This window comes from Stagnihabitans sp., assembly GCF_964946895.1.
The window spans coordinates 1-23430 of sequence record NZ_CBBQHX010000012.1; the positions used below are offsets into that span (position 1 = coordinate 1).

Annotated in this window: 21 protein-coding genes and 1 tRNA gene; 18 read left to right on the forward strand and 4 right to left on the reverse strand. The window is 62.6% G+C overall.

The window, feature by feature from the left end:
- Positions 1-67: 67 nt before the first annotated feature.
- Positions 68-144: transfer RNA gene (locus AC1Y2B_RS09660), tRNA-Met, on the forward strand.
- A 309-nt stretch (positions 145-453) separates the two neighbouring features.
- Here the strand turns inward: AC1Y2B_RS09660 and AC1Y2B_RS09665 are convergent.
- A complete protein-coding gene (locus tag AC1Y2B_RS09665; protein WP_482252874.1) occupies positions 454-1026 on the reverse strand; it encodes a hypothetical protein in 573 nt (190 codons plus the stop codon).
- 55 nt (positions 1027-1081) lie between these two features.
- Here AC1Y2B_RS09665 and AC1Y2B_RS09670 point away from each other — a divergent pair, with 55 nt between their 5' ends.
- The 3 genes from AC1Y2B_RS09670 to AC1Y2B_RS09680 all read left to right on the forward strand — a co-directional run bounded on the left by AC1Y2B_RS09670 (position 1082) and on the right by AC1Y2B_RS09680 (position 3351).
- Positions 1082-1621 carry a Crp/Fnr family transcriptional regulator gene (locus AC1Y2B_RS09670; RefSeq protein ID WP_482252875.1) on the forward strand — a complete coding sequence of 180 codons (540 nt, stop codon included), beginning with the start codon at positions 1082-1084 and terminating at the stop codon, positions 1619-1621.
- Between the two features lie 153 nt (positions 1622-1774).
- Complete coding sequence (locus AC1Y2B_RS09675) at positions 1775-2035, forward strand: metal-sensing transcriptional repressor (protein ID WP_482252876.1); 261 nt, start codon at positions 1775-1777, stop codon at positions 2033-2035.
- Positions 1957-3351 carry a cation diffusion facilitator family transporter gene (locus AC1Y2B_RS09680; RefSeq protein ID WP_482252877.1) on the forward strand — a complete coding sequence of 465 codons (1395 nt, stop codon included), beginning with the start codon at positions 1957-1959 and terminating at the stop codon, positions 3349-3351. The genes AC1Y2B_RS09675 and AC1Y2B_RS09680 overlap by 79 nt, the downstream gene beginning before the upstream one ends.
- A 401-nt stretch (positions 3352-3752) precedes the next feature.
- Here the strand turns inward: AC1Y2B_RS09680 and AC1Y2B_RS09685 are convergent, their stop codons facing one another.
- Positions 3753-5201 carry a multicopper oxidase family protein gene (locus tag AC1Y2B_RS09685; RefSeq protein WP_482252985.1) on the reverse strand — a complete coding sequence of 483 codons (1449 nt, stop codon included), beginning with the start codon at positions 5199-5201 and terminating at the stop codon, positions 3753-3755.
- 43 nt (positions 5202-5244) lie between these two features.
- On the opposite strand from AC1Y2B_RS09685, the gene AC1Y2B_RS09690 reads away from it, so the two are divergent.
- The 5 genes from AC1Y2B_RS09690 (at position 5245) to AC1Y2B_RS09710 (ending at position 12197) form a co-directional block, all read left to right on the forward strand.
- On the forward strand, positions 5245-7008 hold the full coding sequence (locus tag AC1Y2B_RS09690) for an efflux RND transporter permease subunit (RefSeq protein ID WP_482252878.1): 1764 nt from the start codon (positions 5245-5247) through the stop codon (positions 7006-7008).
- 18 nt (positions 7009-7026) lie between these two features.
- Positions 7027-7824 (forward strand): SDR family NAD(P)-dependent oxidoreductase, encoded by a 798-nt coding sequence (locus tag AC1Y2B_RS09695; protein WP_482252879.1) that lies wholly within the window; start codon positions 7027-7029, stop codon positions 7822-7824.
- 480 nt (positions 7825-8304) lie between these two features.
- Positions 8305-9753, forward strand: a complete 1449-nt coding sequence (locus AC1Y2B_RS09700; protein ID WP_482252880.1) for an aldehyde dehydrogenase family protein — start codon at positions 8305-8307, stop codon at positions 9751-9753.
- Between the two features lie 563 nt (positions 9754-10316).
- Positions 10317-11318, forward strand: a complete 1002-nt coding sequence (locus tag AC1Y2B_RS09705; RefSeq protein WP_482252881.1) for a sugar ABC transporter substrate-binding protein — start codon at positions 10317-10319, stop codon at positions 11316-11318.
- Positions 11319-11420: 102 nt separating this feature from the next.
- On the forward strand, positions 11421-12197 hold the full coding sequence (locus tag AC1Y2B_RS09710; RefSeq protein WP_482252882.1) for a glucose 1-dehydrogenase: 777 nt from the start codon (positions 11421-11423) through the stop codon (positions 12195-12197).
- 3 nt (positions 12198-12200) lie between these two features.
- Here AC1Y2B_RS09710 and AC1Y2B_RS09715 read toward each other — a convergent pair whose 3' ends face one another.
- On the reverse strand, positions 12201-13583 hold the full coding sequence (locus AC1Y2B_RS09715; RefSeq protein ID WP_482252883.1) for an MmgE/PrpD family protein: 1383 nt from the start codon (positions 13581-13583) through the stop codon (positions 12201-12203).
- Positions 13584-13782: 199 nt separating this feature from the next.
- Between AC1Y2B_RS09715 and AC1Y2B_RS09720 the strand changes: the two genes are divergently transcribed.
- The 3 genes from AC1Y2B_RS09720 to AC1Y2B_RS09730 all read left to right on the forward strand — a co-directional run bounded on the left by AC1Y2B_RS09720 (position 13783) and on the right by AC1Y2B_RS09730 (position 17148).
- A complete protein-coding gene (locus tag AC1Y2B_RS09720; protein WP_482252884.1) occupies positions 13783-14697 on the forward strand; it encodes an NAD(P)-dependent oxidoreductase in 915 nt (304 codons plus the stop codon).
- Between the two features lie 11 nt (positions 14698-14708).
- Positions 14709-16163, forward strand: coding sequence for an NAD-dependent succinate-semialdehyde dehydrogenase (locus tag AC1Y2B_RS09725; RefSeq protein ID WP_482252885.1), 1455 nt, complete (start codon positions 14709-14711; stop codon positions 16161-16163).
- 61 nt (positions 16164-16224) lie between these two features.
- On the forward strand, positions 16225-17148 hold the full coding sequence (locus AC1Y2B_RS09730) for a LysR family transcriptional regulator (protein ID WP_482252886.1): 924 nt from the start codon (positions 16225-16227) through the stop codon (positions 17146-17148).
- Positions 17149-17184: 36 nt separating this feature from the next.
- Here AC1Y2B_RS09730 and AC1Y2B_RS09735 read toward each other — a convergent pair whose 3' ends face one another.
- Positions 17185-18024, reverse strand: a complete 840-nt coding sequence (locus AC1Y2B_RS09735) for a cupin domain-containing protein (RefSeq protein WP_482252887.1) — start codon at positions 18022-18024, stop codon at positions 17185-17187.
- A 177-nt stretch (positions 18025-18201) separates the two neighbouring features.
- Here AC1Y2B_RS09735 and AC1Y2B_RS09740 point away from each other — a divergent pair, with 177 nt between their 5' ends.
- The 6 genes from AC1Y2B_RS09740 (at position 18202) to AC1Y2B_RS09765 (ending at position 23428) form a co-directional block, all read left to right on the forward strand.
- Positions 18202-18993: an HpcH/HpaI aldolase family protein gene (locus AC1Y2B_RS09740; RefSeq protein ID WP_482252888.1), complete on the forward strand. Its 792-nt coding sequence runs from the start codon at positions 18202-18204 to the stop codon at positions 18991-18993.
- Positions 18994-19009: 16 nt separating this feature from the next.
- Positions 19010-19813, forward strand: a complete 804-nt coding sequence (locus AC1Y2B_RS09745; protein ID WP_482252889.1) for an SDR family NAD(P)-dependent oxidoreductase — start codon at positions 19010-19012, stop codon at positions 19811-19813.
- Between the two features lie 82 nt (positions 19814-19895).
- Entirely contained in the window at positions 19896-20774 is an 879-nt protein-coding gene (ltnD, locus tag AC1Y2B_RS09750) for an L-threonate dehydrogenase (RefSeq protein ID WP_482252890.1), read from the forward strand.
- Position 20775: 1 nt separating this feature from the next.
- Entirely contained in the window at positions 20776-22029 is a 1254-nt protein-coding gene (otnK, locus tag AC1Y2B_RS09755; protein WP_482252891.1) for a 3-oxo-tetronate kinase, read from the forward strand.
- Entirely contained in the window at positions 22026-22673 is a 648-nt protein-coding gene (gene otnC / locus AC1Y2B_RS09760) for a 3-oxo-tetronate 4-phosphate decarboxylase (RefSeq protein ID WP_482252892.1), read from the forward strand. The genes otnK and otnC overlap by 4 nt, the downstream gene beginning before the upstream one ends.
- Positions 22670-23428 carry a hydroxypyruvate isomerase family protein gene (locus tag AC1Y2B_RS09765; RefSeq protein ID WP_482252893.1) on the forward strand — a complete coding sequence of 253 codons (759 nt, stop codon included), beginning with the start codon at positions 22670-22672 and terminating at the stop codon, positions 23426-23428. Before otnC ends, AC1Y2B_RS09765 begins: the two co-directional genes overlap by 4 nt.
- The last annotated feature ends 2 nt before the right edge of the window (positions 23429-23430 follow it).

Below are 23430 nucleotides of genomic sequence, written 5' to 3' on the forward strand. Positions count from 1 at the left end.
GTAGGTCACCGCCAAACCTAGAAAGTTGCGACATCTCTCATACGATCTCAAAACCACGCACAACCGGCGCGGGGTGGAGCAGCCCGGTAGCTCGTCAGGCTCATAACCTGAAGGCCGCAGGTTCAAATCCTGCCCCCGCAACCAAAAAAACCAACAAGATATCAATGGCTTGTAGCCTGAGTGAAATACTCAGGATTTGTCATCCGCAAAACACGTCAACGCCACGTCAACGTTTGACGAGTCCCCCCTTGAAAACCGGGGGATTCTTGCATTTTGAAGGGTTGCAAAGTCTAAGCGCAGACTGAGAATCTGCAGTCCGATTGCGGGTCAGTGACAACGATCTTGGGGCTGACGGGTCTTTGGATTTCCATCATGGCTGACGCTGGAGTACCCTTTTCGGTCACCCTCAGGGCCCTGCGGATGCTGTGGTTTGACCCGGAGCGGCGGTTATTATTAGTGCGGGTTCATGCCCTTGGCGATCATCAGATGATGTGCCCGATGATGCGCCCCCAAAGTCAGCACGCCGATGAAGCCAAGGCCGTTGATCTTCGCCGCATCGGCTTCGGTCCCTGAAACCGCCAGCACTGCGCCGTCCGCAGCCTCACTTGCCACCAGAGTCCAGCCGTTGGCACCATTCATCGTGGCTGCATGAGCCATGACCATCCGGCGGATCGATGTCTGAACGGCGTGGTCCGTCGACGTGACGGTGAAACGCGCCCCGGTTGGAGTGGGCGTTGCTGCCACCACGGCGCGCAAGGTCACGTTGTCCATGTCGATCAGATGCTGCCGCAGCGCCTCGATATTGACCTTCGACCAGTCGGTGGTGGGATCGGCGCTCAGAACCTCCACGATCTGGGCGATGGCGGCGAACGCGGACTGCCCGCCCTCGGTAACTCCTGCCGGGGTACCGGACAACATTGCCATCATGGCCGCATGGTCCATCTTGGAGGGGTCCATTGGAGACATCTGGTCGGCAAGTGCAACTGTAGGAAGAAGTAGCGCGAAGGCAAAGGGAAGCAGGCGCATGGTGAAATCCTAAATGGGGTCGCCCTGTTCTTGCCGAAGATCGGATCAAGAGTATATGATAGAGATCATGTCAGTTGATCACACACGCTTGTTTGCCCACCCGCAGGCCACCGAGCGTCGGTTGCAGGCCGGCGAGGTGTTGTTCATCACGGGTGACCCGGTCTCGCACATCGCGCTGATCACTGAAGGGCGGGTTCACTTGCTGCGCCGCACCATCAAGGGGACTGATGTGATTTTGCAGGCCACGGGTCCGGGTGACGTTCTTGCGGAAGCGTCTGTCTACTCGGCATGCTACCACTGCGGTGCCGAGGCGGCTGAGTACTCCACGGCTCGCCTGCTTCCGGTCGAATTGTTCCGCAAAGGCCTGCGCGAAGACCCGACTCTGGCGGAAGCCTGGTCCGCCCACCTTGCACGCGCGGTCCAGGCCGCGCGTCTGCGCGCCGAAATCCGCACGTTGCGCAAAGTGTCGGAGCGGGTGGATGCCTGGCTGGGCGAGGGCCGTATTTTGCCCGACAAAGGCCATCAACAAGATTTGGCTGCAGAACTTGGCATCACGCGTGAGGCGCTTTACCGCGAACTTGCAAAGCGTCGGTAGGGTCCGGAACGTCTGATCGCTGCGAGGAGCACAGGTAGCCTGAGCCAGTACACCGAGGTGGGTCGTTCTGCGCCGCAGGTGATTTCATCCTGCGCTCGCCTACGTGCATCCGGGGCACATTGCCATATCCTCCCCCGGAGGATATCAACGCGCATGATCCACGCCTCACACCCCAAGATAATCGCCCGACTCAAGCGCGCTCAGGGACATCTGACGAGCGTCCTCAGCATGCTGGAGGAAGGCCGTCCCTGTCCCGACATCGCCCAGCAACTGCATGCCGTCGAAAAAGCCATCGGAAATGCCAAACGGGAATTGATCCACGATCATATCGAACATTGCCTCGAAGACAGCAGCGAAGCCGATGCTGGGCACGAGGCGCTCAAAGAGCTGAAGCTCATATCAAAATTCCTGTGAGACGCGACATGTGGAACAAAGTGTTGGACTGGTTTGGATTTGGTGTTGCTGATCATGGGCATGCCCATTCGGCACATGGCGGCGACGATCATCATGGGCATACCCATGGCGTGATCGACGCCACCATTGCAACCACGGACCGTGGCATCTGGGCGATCAAGTGGTCGTTTCTGATCTTGATCGCCACCGGGGCCGTGCAGGTTGTTGTCGTCATCGCCTCGAGCAGCGTGGCCCTTCTGGCGGACACGATCCATAATTTTGCCGATGCCACAACCGCGATCCCGCTTTGGGTCGCTTTCGTTCTGGCGCGGCGCAAGCCCAGCAAGACCTTCACTTATGGTCTCGGTCGGGTGGAGGATCTTGCGGGTATTTTGATTGTGCTGATCATTCTGTTCAGTGCCGTGGTCGCCGGATACGAGGCGGTCTCTCGTCTTATCACGCCACAGGCTGTTTCAAACCTGGGATGGCTTGCTGCCGCCGGAACGATCAGTTTCATCGGCAACGAAGTCGTCGCGGTGCTCCGCATCCGTGTTGGGCGTGAGATCAACAGCGCCGCCCTGATCGCGGACGGCTATCATGCGCGCACCGATGGATTGACCAGCCTTGCCGTCGTCGCCGGTGCCCTAGGCGTCAGGCTCGGCTTTCCTTTGGCCGACCCGATTGTTGGTCTGGGCATTACCATCGCGATCTTCGGAATCGTCTGGCAGTCAGCCCGTTCGGTTTTGACCCGGATGCTGGACGGGGTGGAGCCCGGGCTGGTCGACGAAATCGAACATGCGGCAGCGCATGTTCCGGGCATCGGCAAGGTCGTCGAGGCCAAAGCACGCTGGCTGGGACATAAACTGCATGTTGAGGTCGTCCTTCAACTGGACGAGGGACTTCTACTGGCGGAAGCCAATGCGGTCTCGTCGCGTTTGGAAGCAGAACTCTTTGATCACATTCCGGCTTTGTCGGTCGCCAGCATCCGTTTTGCGCCCCCTCGTTCGGGGCATAGCCATGCGCCGGACCCATTCCGGGTCTCCGGGCGGATTGCGTCCGGTCTGTTGCAGATTGTCGACACCGAGCTTGGCGAACGCTTCGAGTTGCGCGTCTCCCGCCATGCCGAGGCGATGCAGGCAGAGGTCGCCATTCAGCGGGATGGTGGCAAGGTCGAGCGGCTTACCCTGCTGCCGGTGGACGGGAACCATCATCTCTTGCGCAGCACTGTGGCGCCTGATGAACCGCATGAGTTCGATGCAACCTTGCGGCTTGGGGCCCAAGGCGCGGAAGAAATGATGGCGTTCCGCATGGTCGAGCCGCACCATTCCCACGCTTGATGAGAGGGCTAGCCTTAGCCCTTGGCGTGTTCACCTTGGGCGCTGGAAAGTGACAACGGTCGCAGCATCGCATTGGGGTTCATCCCAAACATTCTGGGTGAATTGATCCGAACAGCAACCGCCGCGATCGGACCGGCTGATCAGAACCGGACAAGCGAGGAGTTCGCCGTGCTTTACCTTGTCGGCGCTTTCGCACCGGTGAGGAACTGGTGGCGCAGAGCTATCGCCAGAAAACCCGGATGCGATGTTCCGCAGTCTGGCAATGGAAGGGATCAGGACGGAATTTCCGTCCTGACATGCCGATTGCCCAGCGCCGTTGTGCCCGAAAGCGCAGCCGCAATCCAGACGCACGAATTTCCCGAAGCACGGCGGAAGGGCTTCCAGACTGATCTTCGATAGGCTCAGGCCGCTACGATGAACTCAGTCATCATTCCTGACGCGAGATGGGGCATGTGGTGGCAGTGGAGCATCCAGCTGGCCGCCTCGCCCGCATCAAGAGCGACGGTCACGCTTGCCATCGGTGGCACGAACACGGTGTCCCGCAACGCGCCTGCAAATCGCCCTTTGCCCGTGTCGACCACCTGGAACGAGTGGCCGTGCAAATGCATCGGATGGCCCATCATCGACATGTTCTGGAAAGTAATCTCCAGCCGCTCCCCGCTTTTCGCTGTAACCGGAACGTGGTTGGCCCAGGAGTGCCCATTGAGCGTCCAAACATAGGGCTTCATCGAGCCGGCAAGGACCAGCGTTTCTGAGCGAGCGTTCGATAAAGCGCGGAGGGAGTTGACCGCCCGAAGTGCAGATTCTTGCGCCAGATCAGGATCAAAAGCGGGCGCTGCCTGGTCTGAGAGGGGGATAAGGCGCAGCACGTCTGACCCCGCGGTAGCGAGGATCAGTCCAGTGCGTTCGCGTGCGCCTTCGCGCAGGGCCAGGATCGGAAAGGCGCCGGGGCCGGCCAGATCCACTTCGATATCCAATCGCTGGCCCATCGCCAGACCGAAGCGACGCCCTTTGAGGGGCTGCCCGTCATGACCATCCACGGCGACCAAGCGGGCCTCGGCGGCCCCGGTGTCGATCCAGTAGGCGGTTGCGGCGGAGCCGTTGATGATGCGTAGGCGAATACGCCCGTTGGCGTCGACCTTCACGACTTCAGGGTCATTCAGGGTGCGGTCATTCGTCAGATAGGCATCAAAATCATAGTCGTTCAGGTCCATCGCCATGCCGGTCATGCCGGACATACCCTTCATGCCCGACATGTCCATCGTGCCGCCCGTGTTGCCCATGTCCATTCCGGACATGCCGCCTGCGGCACCACCGGTGATTTCGGCCAGAACATCCTCGGGGGACGCGAACGAGAAATCGTGCAGCATCATCACGACTTCCTGCCGGTCCGCCTTGGCATCGGCCTCGCTGCGCACGATCAGAGGCGCTGCAAGCAGGGCCATTTCCTGCAGCGGTACATGGCTGTGCATCCAGTGCGTGCCCGTCTTGGCCGCAAAGTCATAGCTGCGGCTCTCGCCCGGTTTCAGCAGGGGAGCGGGCATGCCCGGCACGCCGTCCTGAGCGTTGGGTGGGATTTGGCCGTGCCAATGGATGATGGTCTCGACATCCAGGTCGTTGGTCAAATCGACGGTGAAGCGCTCCCCCGGATCGAGGATCAGCCCAGTACCACCCGAAGCGTTGACAAGGCCGTAGACCTTGGCCGCTTTGCCATCGATGTCGAGGGTGCGGCTGGCGGCGCTGAGTTTGAGGGCCGTGCCTTGTGCGAAGGCAAAGCACGGAAAGTTGGTTGCGGCAATAGTTGCGGCACCGGCTGCAAGAAAGCTGCGACGGTTGAGTGAGGGTGTCATGTTATGTGCTCCGTTCGGTTCCTCAGAACCGCTGATCTGGAATGTGCCAGGGTTCGCCAAATCCACCAGTGGCGAATATGCCGGGAATATCTTCTGGGTGGTCGGCATCGCGCTGATCGCATCGTGGGTCGTGGCGGTGATCGTAACGCCCTATCTGGGAATGAAACTGCTGCCCGCGCCAAAACCGGCGGCCCATCATGGCAACTATGATGGGCGGCTGTACCGGATGCTGCGGACTGCGGTGAATGCCTCGCTGCGGGCGCGGTGGGTGGTGATCGGGCTGGTGGTCGCAGCCTTGGTGGCCACCGGCGTCGGCATGGGCTTTGTTCAGCAGCAGTTCTTCCCAACCTCCTCGCGGGCGGAATTGTTCATTGAAACCCGGATGCCGGAGGGCTCGTCCATCGAGGCCACTACCAAAGCCGCGCTGGCGGCCGAGGCACTGGTGAAGGGCGACCCCGATGTGCGGTTTTCCAGTACCTATGTCGGTGCTGGCGCGCCCCGGTTTTTCTTTGCGTTGAACCCCGCCCTGCCCGACCCCGCCTTTGCGATCACCGTCATCATGGCGCAAGACGCCGCCGCCCGAGACCGGCTGCGCGCCAAGATCGAGGCGGCGGTGGCGGCAGGGGCGGTACCAGAAGCTCGCATCCGCGTAGATCAGATCGTCTTTGGCCCACCCGTTGGCTTCCCGGTGCAGTTCCGCGTGATTGGCCCGGATCCACAACAAGTCCGCCAGATCGCCACCAAAGTGCGCGCCGTCATTGTCGCCAACCCTAACACGGTAGAGCCGCAGTTTGACTGGAACGAGCAAGCCAAAACCGTGCAGGTCCGGCTGGATCAGGACCGCATCCGCGCGCTTGGCCTCAACACAGCGGATGTGTCCAACACGCTGCAAGCCTTGCTGTCGGGCGTGAATGTCACCCAATACCGTGATGGGACGGAGTTGATTGACGTCATCGTGCGCGCCCCAGCCGCTGAACGCGCCGATCCTTCGGCCCTTGGCGACCTGAGCGTGCCTTTGCCCGGCGGTGGCGCGGTGCCGCTTTCGCAACTGGCCGAGGTTGCCTACGGATTCGAAGACCCGATCCTGTGGCGCCGCAACCGTGAAACGGTTCTGACCGTGCGGGCCGACATTGTGCCGGACGTGCAGGCCCCCACGGTTTCGGCTCAGATTGAACCCCTTTTGAAGCCGATCATTGACGCCTTGCCACCAGGCTACCGGATCGAAACCGGGGGCGCTGTCGAGGAAAGCAACAAGGCCAATGGCGCGCTGTTCAAGGTGTTCCCACTGATGTTTTTGGTGATGCTGACCCTGTTGATGCTGCAACTGCGCAGTTTTTCCAAACTGTTCCTCGTGTTCCTGACCGCTCCCCTCGGGGCCATCGGAGCGGTTGCGGCCCTGCTGATTTTCAACGCGCCCTTCGGCTTTGTGGCGTTGCTGGGGGTGATCGCACTCGCCGGTATGATCATGCGGAACACGGTCATTCTGGTCGATCAGATCGACCATGACCTTGCCGCAGGGGCAGCCCCATGGGAGGCCATCGTGGAAAGCACGGTACGGCGGGCGCGTCCGGTCGTGCTGACCGCGACGGCCGCCATTCTCGCCATGATCCCGCTGTCGCGCTCGGTCTTCTGGGGACCGATGGCATTGTCGATCATGGGCGGGCTGATCGTCGCCACTGCGCTGACCCTGTTCTTCCTGCCCGCGCTTTATGCCGCATGGTTCCGTGTCAAGCGCGTCACGTCGACAGAGGTCGAACACACCGTACCTGAGCCCGAATTCCAACCCCTTCGCCTTGCTGGCGAATGATCCTTGAAAGACAAACCCATGGCAAATACCGATCTGAAACACCGCTTCGGCCCCACGGCCCTGATCACTGGGGCCAGCGACAGCATCGGCCGCGCTTTTGCCGGTGAGCTTGCAGCAAGGGGCTTTGACCTTGTTCTGGTGGCACGGCGCGAAATCGTTCTCCAAGGACTGGCGCGGGATCTGTCGGCAAAACATGGCGTCAAGGTGCAGGTGATTGCGAAGGACCTGTCTGACGCTCCTGCCACCGCTGATCTGCTGAGCCAGACGGCGGATATGCCCGTGGGCCTTCTGGTGGCAGCGGCGGGCTTCGGCTCCATCGGTCCGTTTCTGGACCGAGACCCCGCGACCGAGGCGAACATGGTGGACCTGAACTGCCGCGCCGTGGTGGAGTTGACGCATGGCTTTGGCCAGCGCATGGCGAAAGTCGGCGGCGGCGGGATCGTGCTCTTCGGCTCGCTGTTGGGCTTTCAGGGCGTGCCGGGTTCTGCCACATATGCCGCGACCAAAGGCTTCGTGCAAAGCTTTGCCGAAGCGCTTGCCGTCGAAATGCGCCCCTTCGGGATCAGCGTCTTGTCGGTTGCCCCCGGTCCAGTCGGCACGGGATTCGCCGCGCGAGCGGGTATGCAGATGGGCAAGACCGACACGCCGCAGGCAGTGGCGCGGGATGCGCTGGCAGCTCTGGCCGGGGGAGGGACTGTACGGCCCGGGTTTATGGGCAAGCTGTTGGGCTGGTCGCTGGCCCCGCTACCACGCTGGGGCAGGGTCAGGGTGCTCGGCCAGATCATGACCGGCATGCGCGCCCCGGCAAAAGACTAGCTCATTCGCGGCGATCAGCTGCGTCAGCGCGCGGGCGGTCCGCACACCCCATTGGCCATCGATGGCTCCAGCGGTGTGGCCAAGTTTGTCCAAGCCGCTTTGGATCAGGCGGATGGCTTCGGCAGTATCTGGGATCATCGGGTCGCTCCTTCTGCCCGGTGGTGGGCAACAAAAAAACCCGCCGTGCGGGCGGGTCGGCGTAGTTGGGTATGGTTGGGTTTCGGGGAGCTCTGGGACGCTGTGCCAGTTCCCTGAGCAGCGTGTTGGTCTCGCGGGCCTGTTGCTTCAACTCCCGCTGCATCGATTGCTTGGCGCAATACAGTTTTGCATGCCGTGGCGGGTTGGCATCCTCGACCGGGGCCGGCGCTATAGCCTATTGCTATAGCGGCGCGGCGGGTCAAGCCGCCGTGGGACCGTCTGCGTTTGACTATGGGGCAGCGTCCGAACATTCATGACGCGTGGCTTTCGGAGGATCAGGGCGTGCAGCATTTCGGCCAGTTCTACATTGATGGCGCTTGGGTCCAGCCGCTGGCGGGCGGGCAGCGCACGCTGATCGATCCAACCAGCGAAGAGGCCTATGCCACGATCGTCTCTGGTGGCGGTGTGCCAGAGGTCAACCTTGCGGTTGCGGCGGCCAAGCGGGCTTTTGCAACTTATTCCACGACTTTCGTGGGCGAGCGTGTCGCTTTGCTGGACCGCATCATCGCTGCCTATGAGGCGCGGGCCGAAGCCTTTTCGCTTCTGATCGCGCAAGAGGTCGGCATCCCGGTCAGCTTTCGCGCTCAGGTTTCCGGCCCGGTCGGCCATATGAAGGTGGCGCGGGATTTGCTGAAAACCTATGCGTTTGAGACTCAACTGGCCGATACGATCATCCGGCGCGAGCCGATTGGAGTCTGCGCGCTAATCTCACCTTGGAACTGGCCGATCCAGACCTCTGTCATTAAGGCGATCTATGGGCTGGCGGCGGGTTGCACCGTGGTGCTGAAACCTTCGGATGCGTCACCCCTCAGCGGTATCCTGCTGGCCGAGGTGATGGAGGCGGCGCGTGTGCCGCCTGGCGTGTTCAACCTTGTGGTGGGCCGGGGCAGCGTGGTGGGCGAGGCGCTGTCGCGTCACCCGGACGTGGACATGGTATCTTTTACCGGATCGACGACGGCGGGCATCAAGGTGGGCGAGGCTGCGGCGCAGACCGTCAAACGGGTCTGTCTGGAACTGGGCGGCAAGTCGGCGAATGTGGTGCTGGAGGATGCCGATCTGGAGAAGGCCGCCCGCTGGAACATTCAGCGCTGCTTTACCAACTCCGGCCAGTCGTGCCACGCGCCAAGCCGAATGCTGGTCCAGGAAGATCAGATGGAAACCGTGCTGCCCTATCTGGTGGACGAGGTGAGCCGCTTTGTCCTTGGCGATCCGCGTGACCCCAAGACAACGATGGGGCCTGTGGTCAGTGCGGCTCAGTTCGACAGCATTCAGCGCCATATCCAGTCAGGCATCGCTGAAGGGGCCCGGCTGGTGGTGGGTGGCCTTGGCCGGCCTGACGGCACGAACCGGGGGTTCTTTGTCAAGCCGACGGTCTTTGCCGGGGTGACCCCCGACATGACCATCGCGCGCGAAGAGATTTTTGGCCCGGTTCTGGCCGTGATCCCCTACAAGACCGAGGAGGAGGCGTTGCAGATCGCCAATGACTCAATCTTTGGCCTTGGCGGCTATGTCTTCAGCCAGAACCGCAACCGGGGCTATGATTTTGCCAGCCGACTGCGGGCCGGGCGGATTTCCTTCAATGGAGCCAATACGAACTCTTTCACACCGATGGGCGGCTATAAACAGTCGGGGATCGGGCGATCGATGGGGGTCTTTGGGCTGGAGGAATACCTGGAGATAAAATCTGTTTATGGCTTTGAGGATGAGGCCCACCAGCTGCCGCCCGCCTGATGTTGGCGAAGATCCAATCTGCATCTAGTGGGCCGGCTTGGCGTCACGCCCCCCTGATCGCGTTGCGGCTACCCTTACGGCTAGGCTGTCGTCGACAGGTTATAATGTAATCCTATAGCAGAGGAATTGCTTCGCGGGTGGCTGATCCAATTTAAAAATAAATCAATACAATTGGTTGACCCTGTGGAGTCTTGAAATCCTACGATCTGCCCTCTTTGACCACCGTCACGGTTTCGGAATGGTACACGGCAAATATCCTTGCCTATAATTTATCCTTATAAGCCGCTCTCGCTGTCCCCGGCAAAGCCCTATGTCGTGGAAAGCCGCCATGTTACCCAAATTGTCGGGAGGAATGGCCGCAACAGTCTGGCACCTGTCACGGCAAAACCAATCTGAACATCGAAAGCGTCGAGGCGAAACCTGGCGTTCCAGCACATGGACCCGGTTGAGGCTCAGGAGGGAAAGACGGACCCACGCGGGCACCGTTTTCAACAAGCATGCCCGGCACATCCCGCATCTGGGAGGCCGGTTGAACGACAAAAGTTTCACGACAGGAGGACGGAATGCAAACTAAAGTCACGGAAAGCCACACCCACCGCGCGGCAAGAACATTGGCCTGTTCGGCCGCGCTGATGGCCGCAAGTTGGCTGCAAACAGGCGTCGCACAAGCGGAAGATCTGGTTTTCGGCTATGTTCCGGCTAGCCTTGAATATCCCTACAACGTCTCGACCGCCGAGGGATTCAAAGCGGCGGCGGCTGCGGCCGGCGTCAAGGTTGTGGTGCTTGACCCGCGCGGCAGCGTCGAAAAGCAAGGCAACTCGATCGATGATCTTCTAACCCAGAAGGTCAACGCCATCGGCTTCCTGCCGCTGGATTCGGTTGTGGCCGAAAGTTTCGTCGACAAGATCAACGCGGCCAATATTCCGGTCGTGGCGATCGCCTCGCAGGTGGGCGACCCGGCCAAACGCGCCGTTAACGATCCCTATCCGGGCTTGTCGGCCTTTGTGGCGACCGACAACTACAAGGCGGGCTATGCCTCGGGCGAGATGGCAGCCAAGATTCTGCCGAAGGACCATGCCGCCAAAATCGCCATTGTGCAGGGTGATCCGGCCTATGCCGTGGTCAAGCTGGACACCGAAGGCTTCAAGGCGGCATTGGACAAAGCGGGTGCCAAGTATAAGATCGTGGCCGAACAGCCTACGAACTGGACCCCGGATCAGGGTGAGCAGGTCTGCCAGAACTTCCTGACCGCGCATAACGACCTTGACCTGATCTTTAGCCAGGCTGACGACATGGCCATCGGCTGCGCACGTGCGATCAACGCGGCAGGCTCCAAGGTGCCGCTGATCGCCACGGGTGGCGGCTCCAAGCTGGGCCATGATGCGATTCTGGCCGGTGAGATGTATGGCTCGGTCTGTACCCGCCCGAAGCTTTTGGGCGCTTTGATGTTCAAGGCGATGCTCGAGGCCGTCAAGGATCCGAAAACGCCGAAGGCCCGTTATGTGACGTACGACATGCCGCAGATCACGAAAGACACCATCGACTCCTGCCCCGAACAGTGGTGATCGTTCTGACCTATAATTGAACGGAATTCCCGGGGCCGCGACTGGCCCCGGGCATTTGACTGATCCGGCCGGAACTGCCCGGCATACCTCAAGGACACCCCCATGAGCCAAGCCCCCACCTTCGACTTCACCGGAAAAGTGGCCTTCGTCACCGGCGCAGGCAGTGGCATCGGGCGCGCCACGGCACTGGCCTTTGCGCAGGCGGGTGCTGCTGTCGCGATGGTGGATATTGCCGAGGCCGCTCTGGCCGAGACCGCCGCACAGGTGGCAGCACTTGGGGCCAAGGGGTTGGCGGTGCGCTGCGATGTGACGAAATCGGCCGACATCAAGGCCGCGCTGGATCAGACCATCGCCGCCTTTGGCCGCCTGGATGCGGCCTTCAACAACGCAGGCATCGAACAGCCCGGCGCCTCGATCGTCGATCTGACAGAGGAAATGCTGGACCGGGTGCTGGCTGTGAACCTGAAAAGCGTGTTCTTGTGCATGAAGCATCAGATCCCGCTGATGCTGCAAAATGGCGGTGGGGCCATCGTCAACACCTCGTCGGGGGCGGGGGTGATCGCCATCCGCAACCAGTCGGGCTATTGCGCGTCAAAATTCGGGGTGACGGTTGCCTCCAAGGTGGCGGCGCTGGAGTTTGCGGATCAGGGCATCAGGGTCAATGCGCTGTGCCCCGGCATCATCGACACGCCGATGATCGCCCGCTACACCGGCGGCACCGAAGAGGGTCGCGCCCGCATCATCAAACAGGAGCCCGTTGGCCGTATGGGCCGCCCCGAGGAAATCGCGGCGACTGTGTTGTTCCTGTGTTCAGAGTCCGGCGGCTTTATCACCGGCCACGCCTTGGTGGCCGATGGCGCGCAGACCGCCGGGATCTAGGCGCTAGGCCAGACAGCGGATCAGATCGGTCGCATCCTCCAGATCGGCCAGACCCCGCGCCATATCCTCGGCGCGGGCCAGCCGGTCCGGGGGCATGGGAGTGACGCTGACGGCGGCGCATTCGCGGAACTTGGCACAGATGTCGTCCCAAGACAGTGGCGCATCGGCATTGCCGGGCACCTTCTGGCCTTCAACCAGCCAGCGCCGCCCGTCCTTGGCCAGAACCTCGACCCGGCCCGGCGGCAGATCAAGTTTCCAGTCAAGACCGGTGTCCGGGACGAGGGTGATCTTGCGGGCGGCCGCAAGTATCTCGGAGTCTGTCAGCCCCGCGGCGGTAAAGTCGGTGACGGCCATCCCGCGCCGCACCACCGCCACGGCGATCAGAAAGGGCAGGCTGAACTTGGCATCCGCCAAGGTGGCCGGGGCGCGGCGCTCCGCCAGCGGCTGGCACATCAGGTCGTGATAATCCCCGACATGTAGCTTGATTTCGGCGATATCCGCGACGGTCAGGTCATTCTCTGAAACGATGTCGATTGCCGCTTTCATATGGCTGTGGGCCGTGCCCACGCAGGGCCAGCGTTTGTACAGCGTGCCGCTGCCCAAAAGGTCAGTGCCAAGACTCGCGACCATCGCCGCCCGATCATACAATCCGCCAAAGTGGCTTGCAAAGACGCCGTAAGCGCCCTCGAACAGCCGGTCGATGCCGGTCACACCCTTTTCAGCCATCATCACGGCCAAAGCGGCGCCCTTGGCCGAAAACCCCGCATAAAGCCCGCGCAGATCGCTGCCGCGCCCGGCCACCATCTCCATGATGCCGCTGGACTGCATGCTGGCGATGCCCATGGCATGGCCGATCCGGGGCGCGGACAAGCCCGCCACCCGACCCGCCGCAGCCGTGGCCGCGTAGACGGCCAGCACGGTCGACAGGTTCCAATCCTTGCGCCAGACGACATTGCAGCGCACGCGGGCGAAGATGTCCTGGCCTATTGCAACCGCCGTGATCATCTCTCGCCCCGAGACGCCGCCACGCCGTTCGGCCAGGGCGAAAACCGCCGGGATGATGGAGCTGGCGCAGTGCTGGCCCCAAGGGGTCTGGTCGTCATAGTCCAGACAATGCGCCAAAGCGCCGTTGGCCAGCGCCGCCATCAGCGCCGGGGCTTTGCCGCCAAAGCCCAGAACGGTGCTTTGCTCTACGCCGCCACTTTCGCGCACAATGTCGATGACGCTGCGCGCCGCAGGCTCCATCCCGCTGGCGGCAAGGATGACGCCCATGGTGTCGAGGATCGACTTCTGCGCTGCCTCTCGCGCCGCGTCGGGCAGGTCGTCATACCGCAGATGCGCCGCGTGATTGGCAAAGTCGTGGACAAGGTCGCGTGGGGTGGACATGGGCGGGCCTTTCTTGCACTCGGCCTCAGTCTAGCCTGCCTTGCCGAGAAAGGTCAGGATTTGCGCGCCGCTGCACCGGTTCTCGGCGGTACTGAGTTATAACTTTTTATTTTACCCGCAAGCCGCGCAAAGCTGTCGCTTCATTGTGGCGGGACGGGCCTTTGGCTAGGGTTTGTCCATTCTTTTTGGACAGGTCCCCATGCATCCGATCCTCGCGTTTCCGGCACTTGCGGGCATGGTCTTTCCGGGGTTGGAGGCTGCTGAGGCCGTGCGCTTTCTGTCAGGGCCAGAGGCTTTGGCTGCCGTCCCCAAGGCCGAGCGCCAGGCCGTCCGCGTGCTGATGACCAGCGCCTCGCGCGGGTGCACCGCCGCACTTCTGGACCTGTTGCCAAACCTTGGCCTGGTGATCAGCCAAGGCGTGGGGTTGGACAAGATTGACGTGGCGGCACTGACCGCCCGTGGCATCCGTCTGCGCCCGGTGGGCGAGACGCAAACCGAGGATGTGGCCGATCTGGCGATGGTTCTGACGCAAATGCTGTGCCGCCGTCTGGTGCTGGCCGATGCCTTCGCCCGCAGCGGAACTTGGGCCAAGGGGCGCTTTGATCTGGGCGACAGCATCCACGGCATGACGATGGGCATCGCTGGCCTGAGTGGGCGGATCGGGCAGGCGATTGCCGCGCGGGCGCGGGTGTCGGGCATGCAGATTGCCGGGCTGAACCGGGCGTCCAATCAAGGACTTGGTGTGTTGCATGACACTTGGGCCGACCTTGCCGCAGCGAGCGATGTGCTGGTGCTGGCCGTCCCCGGCAGCGATGATCTGCACCATGTCATTGACGCAGCGGTGCTGGCCGCTCTTGGGCCAAAGGGCCGCTTGGTCAATGTCGGGCGTGGCAGCTTGGTCGACACCGAAGCGCTGATGACCGCGCTGGAACACCAGACCATCGCGGGGGCTGCTCTGGACGTGCTGGAAACCGAACCGCAGGTGCCCGCCCGTCTGGCCGCCCTGCCCAATGTCATTCTGACCCCCCATATCGGCGCGCAGACTTGGGGCCAACGCGCCCGCGCCGCCAAGATCATCGAGGCCGAGGCGCTGGCCTACCTCGCCACCCTATGAAGGATGCCGCCATGACCGAACTTGCCCAAGCGCCCTATCCCCGTATCGGTCTGTTGATCGACGGGGTCTGGATCTACGACCGCCCGGTCCTGTGCACCGTCGAGAACCCCTCGACCGAGGCCATTCTTGGCACCGTGCCCCGCGCCTCGGCGGCGGATTTGCAGGCGGCGCTGGACTCCTCCGCCCTGGGGTTTGAGGTCTGGCGCAAGACCTCGCCTTCGGCGCGTTCGGCCCTGATGCGGCGGGCGGCGGCGCTGGTGCGGGCGCGTGTCGAAGAGATCGCGCCGATCTTCGTGCAGGAATCCGGGCGGACCCTGACCGAGGTGCGTGGTGAGATCGAACGCTCTGCCACCTTCCTCGACTGGGACTCCGAAGAGTTGAAGCGCAACTACGGCCGCATTGTCCCCTCCGAAGGCCAGTTCACCCAATACGTCGTGCGTGAACCCATCGGTCCGGTGGCGGCCTTTACGCCCTGGAACGTGCCGATGAGCGCGCCGTCGCGCAAGATCAGCGCCAGTTTGGCCACGGGCTGTTCGATCATCCTGAAACCCTCGTCCGAGACGCCCGCCACCGCCTGCCTGTTCGCGCAATGCTTTCTGGATGCGGGCCTGCCGCCGGGCGTGCTGAACGTGGTTTTTGGCGAGTCTGATGAGGTGTCGCGCGCCTTGGTCCTGTCGCCGATCACCCGGCTGGTGACACTGACCGGGTCAACCGGCGTGGGCAAGCACCTGTCGCGGCTGGCGGTCGAGACGATGAAGCCGGTGTTGATGGAACTTGGCGGTCATGCCCCCGTGCTGATCGACGAGGGCGTGAACCCGGCCGAGGTGGCCAAGCTGGCGGCCAACTGGAAATACCGCATGGCCGGACAGTTCTGCTCGGCGGCCTCGCGGTTCCTGATCCACAAATCGGTCTATTCCGATTTCGTCGCGGCCCTGTCGCGGGAGGCGGATAACTGGAAGGTCGGCGATGGATTTACCCCCGGTGTGCAGATGGGCGCGCTGGCCAATCGCCGCCGTCTGGCCGCGATGGAGGAGTTTGTGCGCGACGCCACCGAACGCGGCGCACGCGTCACGGCGGGCGGCGCACGGCTGGGCAACCGGGGCTGGTTCTTTCAGCCAACGGTTCTGGCCGATGTGCCCTTGGACGCACTGATCATGACGGATGAGACCTTTGGCCCCATTGCACCCTGCATTGCTGTCGATTCGATGGATCAGGCGCTGGAGATCGGCAACAGCCTGCCCATGGGGTTGGGCGGGTTTGTATTTACCAACGACATGGCCACCGCCGATCACCTGACGCGGGAATTGCAGGCGGGGTCCATCGCGCTGAATTGCTTTACCAGCCCTGGCGCCGAGGCCCCCTTTGGCGGCTACCGCGACAGCGGCATCGGGCGTGAGGGCGGCCCGGAAATGCATGGCAGCTACACCATCGCCAAAACCATTGCGGAACGCCGGGTGCGGGTCTGACGCGGCGGGTTGTGTGCAGCACCCGGCCCTGCGACACTGAACCCCGCACAAAAGGCCAGACATGTTTGAGATTGACCCAAAGAAGCTGCTCTACTTCGCTTGTGTCATTGAACATGGCAGCCTGAACCGTGCGGCCAAGGTGCTGAACGTCTCGCAGCCGGCCCTGTCCACCTCGATGGACCGGCTGGAGGCTGCTATGGGGATGCAGCTTCTAGACCGGGGCCCGACCGGGATCGTGCCGACGCAGTATGGCGAGATCTTGTATTGCCACGCCCGCCTGATCCGCGAAGAGGTGGAACTGGCGAAGCGCGACCTGCTGAACGCCCGCAACGGCCAAGTGGAATCGATCCGCGTCGGCAGCCTGCCCAGCATGGCGGGCAGCATCATTCCCATGGCGCTGAGCCGGTGGCGGTCGCTGCATCCGGCGGGTCATTTGCAAGTGGTCGAGAACGCGCAGTTCGACCTGCTGACTGGCCTTCTGCGCCGGGATTTCGACTTTGTCATCGGCTTTACCGAGGTCTTCGATATGCTGGACGGTCTGCGCCAGAAGGTGCTGTTCCGCGACATTTTGTGCGTGATCGCCCGGCCCGGTCACCCCTTGCACGGGCGGGATGACCTGACCTGGACCGATCTGATGGGCTATCCGTGGATTTCGCCAACCTCGCGCCGCACCCATACCGTGCTGGAACATGTGATGAGTACGATGAATGTCGGCCCACCGCAGCAGATTACCGTCTGCGGTTCGGTGTCGCTGCTGAAATCGCTGGTGGCGGAGTCGGATAATCTGGCGCTGTTGCCCGCTCATGCCGCCGGGGCCGAACTGGCTGAGGCGCGGCTGGTGGCTCTGCCGTTTTCGGACCCCGTCCTGCATCGCAACATCGCGGTGTTCTTCCGCGAAGGCTATGAGATGGACGCACCCAGGCGTGATCTGGTAGCCTGCGTCAAGGAGTGCGGGCTGGAGCTGTCCCGCTCGCAATTGGTTTGACTTCCCCGGCAGAGCAATGCCCCGCCGGGGATATCGTCAGAACTTCGGCAAGGTGACCGAGAAGAACACCGACTCCGCACTGGCCTCGATGTCGACCGCCGCGTCTGAGGGTAGCAGTTCTATTGCGGTCTTGTCGCCGTAGGTCCTGCCTGCCACCGTGATCTTTCCGGTGGACATGAACAGCACCTCAATCTGGTCGCGGGTGCCGGTGTTCATCGTGGCCCCGGCGTCCAGCCGCAACATTCGGATCTGGGCATTGCGCTCGGTAAAGGTGCCCAGCAGCTTGGCCGAAACGCCCGGGGTGGCGGTGGCGATCCAGTCGCAGGCCGCAGGCTCCATCACCACCACGTCGTCATAGCGGGCCGGAGCGAAGGTCAGCTTGGTGCCCATCGCCTCTTCAAAGCAGGCGGCAGATCCGTCCATGTTGTGCTTTTGGCCCTTGTCGTCGATCCAGGTGAAGATGCCGTCCTTGAAGGTGCCTTTCTTGTTCAGCCGGTCATTCGCGGCTTCGCGCATCGGGGTGGACAGGAACCCAGATCCGCTGGCACCACCGAACTGGATCACCATCATCTCCAGCCCTTCGGGCCGGTCCTGCGGGCCATAGTGCACACTTTCGGGGAAATAGGCGACCGAGCCTTCGCCCATCACCTTGTGCGGCGAAACCGGATATTTTCCCTTCAGCACATAGCGGATCTGATCAAAGTTGTGTCGGTGGCGCGGCGTGCCCCAGCCACCCGAACCGGTCAGACCGACGTTGAGAAGGTAGTTGTTGGGCGAACCATCCTCGCCCATCAGAAGGAACTTCTGGACCAGCTTGCCCTCGCGCATGGAGCCTACTTGTCCGGTTTCCGATGTTTCTGCTTCCGAGATACGCATGGTCCAGATCCTCTCATCATCGTCTCTGGAGTCAATTAATGCCTCAAAGGGTGGCCTGAATATCCCTGAAATTCAGGGCCTATAATATCTTGTTATTGCGAGAAGGACGGTTCTGGAGGTGCAGCTTGATAAAACGGCTGAGGAAATTCAAAGGTAAGGCAGCAGACCGGATATGGAATGATGATGACCGCCGAGATCACCCAAGCCAACCTGATGAAGGCCAAGATGCAGGCAGGCGGACTGGCGGTGGGCATGATCCTTCGGATGGTCAGCAACGTGCAGATCGCGGCTGTGGCCAAGAGTGCGGGGTTTGACTGCCTTTACATCGACCTTGAGCATTGCAGCTTTTCGCTGGAATCCGTCAGCCAGATTTGCATGATGGCAACCTCGCTGGGGGTCACCCCCATGGTGCGGGTGCCCGGCCATGACCCATCAATGATCAGCCGCACGCTGGAGGCCGGGGCGCAGGGCATCATCATCCCGCATCTGGACACCAAGGCCGAGGCCGAAGCGGTTGTGCAGGCCGCTAAGTTCCCGCCGTTGGGCATCCGTTCGCTTTTGGGGTTGAACCCGCACACCCTGTTCCGCGTCGGGCCTGCGGCGGAAACCATGCGCCAGATGAATGAGGCCGCACTGGTTGTGGCGATGATTGAATCCGTTACCGCTGTTGAGAATGCGGATGACATTGCCTCTGTCGCCGGGCTGGACATGCTGCTGGTCGGCACGAACGACCTGTGCAACTCGCTGGGCATACCGGGGCAACTGGATCACCCTTCCGTGCGCGAGGCTTATGCGAAGGTCGCCGCCGCCTGTGCCCGGCATGGCAAGCATATGGGGGTAGGGGGTCTCAATTCCCGCCCCGATGTCGCCAAAGAAATGATCGCGCTGGGCGGGCACTATGTCTCGGCTGGCAGTGATGCGGGGTTCCTTATGGCCGCCGCAAGTGCCACCGCCGCCATCTACCGCTGACCCTTGGAGAACACCCGTGAACACCAACACTGACCTGTCCCAACCTGCCCGTGACTTCAGCGTGCAGAACCGCGTCGTGATCGTCACCGGGGCGGGGCAAGGCATCGGGCGCGAACTGGCCCGGCAATTCGCCGCTGCGGGCGCCGTGGCAGTCGTGGCCGACCTGAGCCTGCACAACGCCACAGGCGTCGCCGCTGAAATCACCGCGTCGGGCGGTCAGGCTTTGGCCTTGCAGGTGGATGTGTCAAAGAAAGCCTCGGTCGAGACGATGGTCGCGGCCACGTTGAAAGCCTTTGGCCGGGTCGAGGTTCTGATCAACAACGCCTCGCTCTTTTCAGCCCTGGTCAAACGCCCCTTCGACCAGATCCCCGAGGCTGAGTGGCAAAGGGTGATGGACGTGAACATCAATGGCGTGTTCTTTTGCACCTGTGCAGTCATGCAGGCGATGCGGCAACAGAAGTTTGGCCGGGTGATCAACATCTCCTCCGCCTCGGTCCACCGGGGGACGAAGAATTACCTGCACTACGTCACCTCAAAATCCGCTCTCATCGGCATGACCAATTCGATTGCGCGTGAGGTCGGGGCCGAAGGCATCACGGTCAACTGCATCCGTCCGGGGACCGTCGCGACCGAGGTGGCTGAGCGGGTCGCCAGCCTGACCCCCGAAATCCGCCAGCGCAACATCGACCTGCAATGCATCCCTCGGACCATCGTGCCGTCGGATCTGGTCGGGCTGGCGATGTTCCTGTCGTCGCCTGCGGCGGCCTTCATCACCGGGCAGACCATGGCCTGCGATGGCGGCTATACCCATAGTTTCTGAACAGGTGTCGGGAACCGGCACTTTTGCCGCGTGAACTGGCATATCCTCCTATTCAACCCTGACCACAGCGGAGCTAAAGCGGATGAAGATCGGAATTGTGGGACTTGGGTCGATGGGCTTTGGCATGGCAGCCTCGTTGCTGCGGGCGGGGCATGAGGTCTGGGGCGCGGATGTGAACCCCGAAGCGGTCCGGCAATTGCAGGAAAAGGGGGGCAAGGACTTGTCCCCCTCGGCGCTGGAGGCGCTGGTGGTCGTGGTGCTGAATGCCGCGCAGGTTGAATCGGTACTGTTCGGGGCGGAGGGCCTTGCGTCGAAGCTGCCCAAGGGTGCGGTAGTGATCTGCTGCGTGACGGTGGCACCGGACTTTGCGCGGGTGATGGCTGCACGCTGCGAGGCTTTGGGGCTTTTGTATCTGGACGCGCCGATCTCCGGAGGGTCGGTCAAGGCGGCGGCGGGCAAGCTGTCAATCATGGCCTCGGGCACGCCGGCGGCGTTTGCGGCGGCCCGGCCGGTGCTGACGGCCACGGCGGAGAAGGTGTTTGAACTGGGCGACAGCGCGGGCATGGGGTCCGCTATGAAGGCGGTCAACCAGATGTTGGCGGGCGTCCATATCGCTGCCATGGCCGAGGCGGTGACCTTTGGCATGACGCAGGGGATTGCGCCGGAAACCTTCCTCAAGGTTATCCCCGATTGCGCGGGCACCAGTTGGATGCTGGAGAACCGGGCGCCGCATGTTGTGGCGGGCGACTACACGGCACATTCGGCGGTGGACATCTGGCCCAAAGACCTTGGCATCGTTCTGGACGCCGCCCGCGCCGCCAAATTCGCCGCCCCCCTGACGGCGGCAGCCTTGCAGCAGTTCGTCGCGGCCTCGGGCATGGGGCTGGGGCGGCAGGACGATGCGGCGGTGGCCAAGGTCTACGCGCGTAATGCCTCGCTGACCCTGCCGGGCGAGGGATGAGATGACGTTCTTCGGTGCCATTGCGGATGATTTCACCGGGGCGACCGATCTAGCCGGGCTTCTTGCGCGCTCCGGCGTGTCGGTGTCATTGCGGTTGGGCATTCCATCCGGGCCGCCCACGGACACAGCCGCCATCGAGATCATCGCCCTGAAATGCCGCACCGCGCCGGTGGTGGAGGCCGTGGCCGAGGCGCGCAAGGCGCTGGCATGGCTGCGCAAGGCCGGGGCGCAGCGGTTTTTCTGGAAGTACTGCTCCACCTTCGATTCCACGCCGCAAGGCAATATCGGCCCGGTGGCCGAGGCTTTGATGGCGGACCTTGGCACCGATCAAACGATCTACTGCCCCGCCTTTCCGGAAAATGGCCGCAGCATCTTCATGGGCAACCTGTTTGTGGGAGAGCAGCCCCTTTCGGAAAGCCCGATGAAGGACCACCCGCTGACGCCGATGCGCGACAGCAACCTGATGCGACTGCTGGCCCCTCAGGTCACAAAGGCAGTCGGGCTGGCCAACCGTCACTCCGTGGCCAAAGGGGCCCTGCAGCAAAGGCTTGCCGAATTGCAATCGGCAGGGGTGGCGCATGTCGTGGTGGATGCCGTCAGCAATGACGACCTTGGCCTGATTGCCGCGGCCTGTCAGGACATGACCCTGTTGACCGGCGGCAGTGCCATGGCAATGCCGCTGCCCGGCCTTTGGCTCGCACGTGGGCTCATCTCAAAGGCCGCAGTCGGGGATGCGCCACAGGCAGAGGAAGGCGGGTCCATCGTCCTGTCAGGCTCCTGCTCGGCCATGACCAACCGGCAGGTGGCAGATTATCTGGCGGCGGGCCATCCGTCGTTCCGTCTGGACCCCGTGGAACTGGCGCGGAGCGGGGCGCAGCCCGCGTTGGACTGGTTGGCCGGACACGCGACCTCGGCACCGCTGGTTTACGCGACGGCAGAGCCGGGGGATGTCAAGCGGGCGCAGACCCAACTTGGCACCGAGGCCGCAGGCCAGTTGGTTGAGGCGGCATTGGCGGATTGCGCCGTTGCGGCGCGCGATCTTGGCACCCGGCGCTTCGTCGTGGCGGGCGGAGAAACTTCGGGTGCTGTCGCCAAGGCGCTTGGCATCGGCAGCCTGCGCATCGGTCCCGAAATTGCCCCCGGCGTTCCTTGGTGCTTTGCGCACAGCGGCGGACATTCTGTCGCCATCGCGTTGAAATCGGGTAATTTCGGGAAGCAGCGTTTCTTCACCCAAGCCCTTGAGGCGCTGCCGTGACCTCTAACGCCGCCCTTCGCGAACAGATCTGTACCCTTGCGAAGTCGATGTTCGACCGGGGGCTGACCAGCGGTTCGACCGGCAATATCTCGGCCCGGACCGAAGATGGCGAGTTGCTGGTCACACCCACCGGCACCAGCTTTGGCCGTCTGGACCCCGCACGGCTCAGCCATTTTGACGCCAAGGGCACGCTGATCAGCGGCGACAAGCCTACCAAGGAAATGCCCCTTCATGCGGCCTTCTACGACACGCGCAATTGCGGTGCCGTGGTGCATTTGCACTGTTGCCACGCGGTGGCGCTGTCCACTTTGCCGGGGGTCGATGAGGACAATTTCCTGCCGCCGATCACCCCTTATGCCGTCATGCAACTCGGCCGGGTCAAACTGCTGCCCTACTTCAGGCCCGGCGATCCGGCCATTGGGCAGGCGGTGAAGGGGTTGGCGGGCAAGCGCAGCGCAGTGATGCTGGCCAACCATGGCCCCGTGGTGGCGGGCCGCGACTTGGAGGCCGCCTGCAACGCCATCGAGGAACTGGAGGCGACGGCCCGCCTTGCGCTCATGACGCGCGGCCAAAGCCCCAGGCTCTTGACCGAAGCGCAGGTCCGCGATGTGGTCACGACCTTTGATGTGGAGTGGGATGGATGAAATTCTCGGCCAACCTTGGGTTCCTTTGGGCTGACCGCCCTCTGCCCGATGCGATCCGTGCCGCCAAGGCCGCAGGCTATGACGCGGTCGAGTGTCACTGGCCCTATGCCACGCCCGCCGCCGATACTCTTGCTGCCTTGCAGGAGACCGGTCTGAGCATGCTGGGCCTGAACGCCAGTCGGGGCAATACTGCCATTGGCGAGGTCGGCCTGTGCGCGATGCCGGGGCGCGAGGCGGATGCGCGTGCCGCGATCGACGAGGCGCTGACCTATGCCCATGCCACCGGCACCCGTGCGGTGCATGTTCTGGCAGGCATCACCAGCGGACCTCGCGCCCGCGCAGCCTTTGTCAGCAACCTGACCTATGCGTGTGCCCAAGCGGCCCCGAACGGGATCACCATCCTGATCGAGCCTTTGAACCCCCACAACAACCCCGGCTACTTTCTGAACTCCACCGGTCTGGCTGCCGACATCATCCGCGAGGTGGGCCAGCCCAACCTCAAGCTGATGTTCGACTGCTACCATGTCCAGATCATCGAAGGCGACGTGACCCGCCGGCTGGAGGCTTCGCTGCCCCTGATCGGCCACATCCAGATAGCCTCGGTTCCGGATCGGGCTTGCCCGGATCATGGGGAGCTGGACTACGGCTTTGTGCTGGCGCGGATTGCGGAACTTGGATGGACCAAGCCGATTGGCGTCGAATACCTGACCGGCGGCGCAGTCCCTGACATGCGCTGGCTTGACCGCTACCGATAACC

Excerpts from the sequence above, each read along its gene's own strand:
- AC1Y2B_RS09665 (WP_482252874.1), bottom strand. The coding sequence starts at position 1,026 with ATGCGCCTGCTTCCCTTTGCCTTCGCGCTACTTCTTCCTACAGTTGCA.
- AC1Y2B_RS09670 (WP_482252875.1), top strand. The coding sequence starts at position 1,082 with ATGATAGAGATCATGTCAGTTGATCACACACGCTTGTTTGCCCACCCG.
- AC1Y2B_RS09675 (WP_482252876.1), top strand. The coding sequence starts at position 1,775 with ATGATCCACGCCTCACACCCCAAGATAATCGCCCGACTCAAGCGCGCT.
- AC1Y2B_RS09685 (WP_482252985.1), bottom strand. The coding sequence starts at position 5,201 with ATGACACCCTCACTCAACCGTCGCAGCTTTCTTGCAGCCGGTGCCGCA.
- AC1Y2B_RS09695 (WP_482252879.1), top strand. The coding sequence starts at position 7,027 with ATGGCAAATACCGATCTGAAACACCGCTTCGGCCCCACGGCCCTGATC.
- AC1Y2B_RS09705 (WP_482252881.1), top strand. The coding sequence starts at position 10,317 with ATGCAAACTAAAGTCACGGAAAGCCACACCCACCGCGCGGCAAGAACA.
- AC1Y2B_RS09710 (WP_482252882.1), top strand. The coding sequence starts at position 11,421 with ATGAGCCAAGCCCCCACCTTCGACTTCACCGGAAAAGTGGCCTTCGTC.
- AC1Y2B_RS09715 (WP_482252883.1), bottom strand. The coding sequence starts at position 13,583 with ATGTCCACCCCACGCGACCTTGTCCACGACTTTGCCAATCACGCGGCG.
- AC1Y2B_RS09720 (WP_482252884.1), top strand. The coding sequence starts at position 13,783 with ATGCATCCGATCCTCGCGTTTCCGGCACTTGCGGGCATGGTCTTTCCG.
- AC1Y2B_RS09725 (WP_482252885.1), top strand. The coding sequence starts at position 14,709 with ATGACCGAACTTGCCCAAGCGCCCTATCCCCGTATCGGTCTGTTGATC.
- AC1Y2B_RS09730 (WP_482252886.1), top strand. The coding sequence starts at position 16,225 with ATGTTTGAGATTGACCCAAAGAAGCTGCTCTACTTCGCTTGTGTCATT.
- AC1Y2B_RS09735 (WP_482252887.1), bottom strand. The coding sequence starts at position 18,024 with ATGCGTATCTCGGAAGCAGAAACATCGGAAACCGGACAAGTAGGCTCC.
- AC1Y2B_RS09740 (WP_482252888.1), top strand. The coding sequence starts at position 18,202 with ATGATGATGACCGCCGAGATCACCCAAGCCAACCTGATGAAGGCCAAG.
- ltnD (WP_482252890.1), top strand. The coding sequence starts at position 19,896 with ATGAAGATCGGAATTGTGGGACTTGGGTCGATGGGCTTTGGCATGGCA.
- otnK (WP_482252891.1), top strand. The coding sequence starts at position 20,776 with ATGACGTTCTTCGGTGCCATTGCGGATGATTTCACCGGGGCGACCGAT.
- AC1Y2B_RS09765 (WP_482252893.1), top strand. The coding sequence starts at position 22,670 with ATGAAATTCTCGGCCAACCTTGGGTTCCTTTGGGCTGACCGCCCTCTG.